This is a genomic window from Vibrio ordalii ATCC 33509, assembly GCA_000257205.1.
Classification (GTDB): domain Bacteria; phylum Pseudomonadota; class Gammaproteobacteria; order Enterobacterales; family Vibrionaceae; genus Vibrio; species Vibrio ordalii.
In genome coordinates this window covers 1-3,904 of record AEZC01000214.1, presented here as the reverse complement: position 1 = coordinate 3,904, position 3,904 = coordinate 1, and the positions used below count along the sequence as shown (strand labels likewise).

3 protein-coding genes are annotated in these 3,904 nt (G+C 40.5%); all 3 read right to left on the bottom strand.

The genetic code is table 11. The annotated features are described in order from the left end of the window. Positions 1-531: 531 nt before the first annotated feature. Complete coding sequence (locus VOR_RS0114235) at positions 532-1,005, bottom strand: GNAT family N-acetyltransferase (protein WP_010320363.1); 474 nt, start codon at positions 1,003-1,005, stop codon at positions 532-534. A gap of 671 nt (positions 1,006-1,676) precedes the next feature. After that, on the bottom strand, positions 1,677-1,919 hold the full coding sequence (gene brnA, locus VOR_RS0114225) for a type II toxin-antitoxin system BrnA family antitoxin (RefSeq protein WP_010320361.1): 243 nt from the start codon (positions 1,917-1,919) through the stop codon (positions 1,677-1,679). Further along, a complete protein-coding gene (locus tag VOR_RS0114220; protein ID WP_010320360.1) occupies positions 1,906-2,172 on the bottom strand; it encodes a BrnT family toxin in 267 nt (88 codons plus the stop codon). The genes brnA and VOR_RS0114220 overlap by 14 nt, the downstream gene beginning before the upstream one ends. Between the last annotated feature and the right edge of the window lie 1,732 nt (positions 2,173-3,904).

The following is a 3,904-nucleotide window of genomic DNA, read 5'->3' as shown; positions in this document are numbered from 1 at the left end:
ACACTGTAAACACTGAACTTCAATTTTGCACTAAAGCCACCACGCGTTGGCAATCCCTCTTGAGCCGTTTGTTAGGCCAACCGATTGACAATGATACTTTCAAAACCCAAGAACAAAGCTTTTTGTAAAATTGAAAGACACTAATAGATTCATTTATAAACCAAAATTTCAAATCAGCAAAGAAACAAAAAACTCAAATTGAGCGATTTGGAAGAAAAGTGACGAGCGTAGCATGCTCGGCGGACGTTTGGATGCTTAAGGTTATTTTGCCGCTGAATTTACAGCGCTAAGCAACCCAACGCGATCAAGAAACAACAAATATGTGATGACTATTTATCGCTTAACTTAAGCCAGAAAACATTGAATTTACCGTTCAATTCCAACTCGATTTAGCTGATAAAAACTCACCTTGCCTAACGCCGCATTAAGGGGCAGACAACGCTACTACCAACTCACCGCATAACACCGTAATCACAAAAACTAACGCATAATAAAAATGCCACGCGTTGGCTGTCCCTCTTAAATGCTTTGTTAGGCGGCTGTTCTCTGCATTATATGTTGAGGACCAGCTGGACCACCTAAATACAAATTCCCTGTGTCTTCAAAACCACATTTAAGATAACAATTGTACGCGGCTTTATTACGGCAATTTACCGTCAATTGTAACCGTTCAAACTCTGGATAGGTTGAAGCAACATAGCTTGGTAACAAATTCATTGCTCTACTCGCAACACCTAAACCTTGATGATTATGATCAATCAGCAAAGCTCGAACGCCTAGCGATTTTGGGTCACTAAAACTATAAGCGTCAGAATAAGATAGATCTAAGACGAAAAAACCAACAACTTGATCATTTCCGATGATCAAATGGGGATGTTCATCTTCTTTTAAAGATAAGATGAATTCACCAAGCTTATCGACTGTGAACTGAACTTGTTCTGGTTTTACTCGTAATTTTTCAACTTCAGCATCACGAATTTTATTATATTTCTCAATAATTAACATGTTACCTCGATCTCAAATGACGCCTAACGCCCGGCTAAGGGGTTGACAACGCACCGCCGAACTCAAAAAACACACTGTAAACACTGAACTTCAATTTTGCACTAAAACCGCCAAGCGTTGGCAATCCCTCTTGAGCCGTTTGTTATGCAAATTCAATAAGATAAACTGACTTTACTCGATCAAAAGCCACCATTGCAATGGTTGAGTGATTCAAGAACCAACCCAAGCAAGAGCCATGATAAATAAGCCGCCAAAACAAAGCCCACCTTTCAACAACAAACCAAGCTTTTGAATGAGATAAACTCAACAAGCAAGACTTTCAGCAAATGCGAAATGATTGAATAACTTGCCCTTTCCACACTTTGCGCCCACTTAATTTACAACGCTCCAACGCTAAAACTGATTGAGGCAAACAAAGAACCTTGCCTGTTTTACGGCTTGAGTAAACCACGAATTTTAGGGTAAAAATGCTCATTTGCCGACAACGCAAAACGAATGGCCGGAGAAATCCAAAAAGATTGAACCCCTAAATTTACCTGAGTTGCATAACGCCCGCTTAAGGGGCAGCCAACGCTACTACCAACTTTCCGCATAGCACCGTAACCACAAAAACCAACGCATAGTAAAAATGCCACGCGTTGGCTGTCCCTCTTGAAGCGTTTGTTAGCCGTTTAGTTTGAAGTGTGGTGATGAGCTACATTTTCAAGCCTTTCAGCTAGCCAAATCTTGATAATCGACTGTCGTGTAACACCTACTCGGTTAGCTTCACGATCTAGTGAATCTAACATCCATGAGGGGAAATCAACATTTACCCGTTTCTGCTTTTGCATTGGACGCTTAACTTTAGATAAATCTAGATCACCTAAAATGTCATCGTCACTTTCAAACTTGGCATCAAACTCATGCGCTTTCATATAAGTTCACCTCCGCTTTACGTGAACGTCTGACTGAAATGATCCTAATATTTAGTCCACGGTATGTAATGACGCCAGACCAATGCTTACCATTTAACATGCCGATGACCAAATACCTAGGTTCATCACTTGTGTTTGCAGGGATCTCGATAAGATCAGAGTCATTCCACAAACCTTGAGCTGTATAGAAATCAATTCCATGTTTCTCAAAATTTGACCTGCTTTTATTTTCATCAAATTCGAATTTCGTCATGAGTAAAAATTACACCCTTTTTACTCATTTTGCAACTTACACTTTGGCTAATGATTATGAAAACGGCTAACGCCCGGTTAAGGGGCAGCCAACGCCACAACCAAGCTTACGCATAACACCGTAACCACAAAAACCAACGCATAATAAAAATGCCACGCGTTGGCTGTCCCTCTTGAACCGTTTGTTAGCTATTTTTTCCCAGTGACTGATTTGAATGATTCAAAAATGAATGTCGCCAATCCACCTGCAACATTTGAATTTGCATAATACTTCAAAGGAGGGCAATCCCTCTTGAGCCGTTTGTTAGGCCAACAGATTGACAACGATACTTTCAAAACCAAAGAACAAGACTTGTTTAAAAACTGAAAACCAACTAAGCGATTCATTTATAAACCAAAATCTCAAATCAGAAAAGAAACCAAAAAACTCAAATTGAGCGATTTGGAATAAAAGTGACGAGCGTAGCATGCTCGGCGGACGTTTGGATGCCGAAGGTTATTTTGCCGATGAATTCACAGCGATAAACAACCCAACGCGATCAAGAAACAACAAATATGTGATGACGATTTATTGCTTAAGTTAAGCCACAAAACATAGAATTCACTGCTCAATTTCAACTCGATTTAGCTGATAAAAACTCACCTTGCCTAACGCCCGGCTAAGGGGTTGACAACGCACCGCCGAACTCAAAAAACACACTGTAAACACTGAACTGCAATTTTGCACTAAAGTCGCCACGCGTTGGCAATCCCTCTTGAGCCGTTTGTTATGCAAATTCAATAAGATAAACTAACTTTACTCGACCAAAAGCCACGATTGCAATGGTTGAGTAATTCAAGAATCAACCCAAGTAGGAGCCGTGATAAATAAGCCGCCAAAACAAAGCCCACCTTTCAACAACAAACCAAGCTTTTGAATGAAACAAACTCAACAAGCAAGACTTTCAGCAAATGCGAAATACTCGATAAACTTGCCCTTTCCACACTTTGCGCCCACTTAATTTACAACGCGCGAACGCTAAAACTGATTGAGGCAAACAAAGAACCTTGCCTGTTTTACGGCTTGAGTAAACCACGAATTTTAGGGTAAAAAAGCTCATTTGCCGACAACACTAAAACCAATTGAGGCAAACAAAGAAATTTGCCTGTTTTACGGTTTGAGTTAACCACGAATTTGAGGATAAAAATGCTCATTTGCCGACAACACAAAACGAATGGCCGGAGAAATCTAAAAAGATTGAACCCCTAAATTTCCCTGAGTTGCATAACGCCCGGCTAAGGGGTTGACAACGCACCGCCGAACTTAAAAAACACACTGTAAACATTGAACTTCAATTTTGCGCTAAAGTCGCCACGCGTTGGCAATCCCTCTTGAGCCGTTTGTTATGCAAATTCAATGAGATAAACTGACTTTACACGACCAAAAGCCACAATTGCAATGGTTGAGTGATTCAAGAACCAACCCAAGTAGGAGCCGAGATAAATAAGCCACCAAAACAAAGCCAACCTTTCAACAACAAACCAAGCTTTTGAATGAGACAAACTCAACAAGCAAGACTTTCAGCAAGTACAAAATGCTCGATAAACTTGCCCTTTCCACACTTTGCGCCCACAAAATTCGCAACGCGCCAACGCTAAAACTAATTGAGGCAAACAAAGAACCTTGCCTGTTTTACGGTTTAAGTTAACCACGAATTTGAGGGTAAAAAAGCTCATTTGCCGACAATACCAAA

Coding starts and splice junctions, on each gene's coding strand:
- VOR_RS0114235 (WP_010320363.1), bottom strand. CDS start 1,005: ATGTTAATTATTGAGAAATATAATAAAATTCGTGATGCTGAAGTTGAA.
- brnA (WP_010320361.1), bottom strand. CDS start 1,919: ATGAAAGCGCATGAGTTTGATGCCAAGTTTGAAAGTGACGATGACATT.
- VOR_RS0114220 (WP_010320360.1), bottom strand. CDS start 2,172: ATGACGAAATTCGAATTTGATGAAAATAAAAGCAGGTCAAATTTTGAG.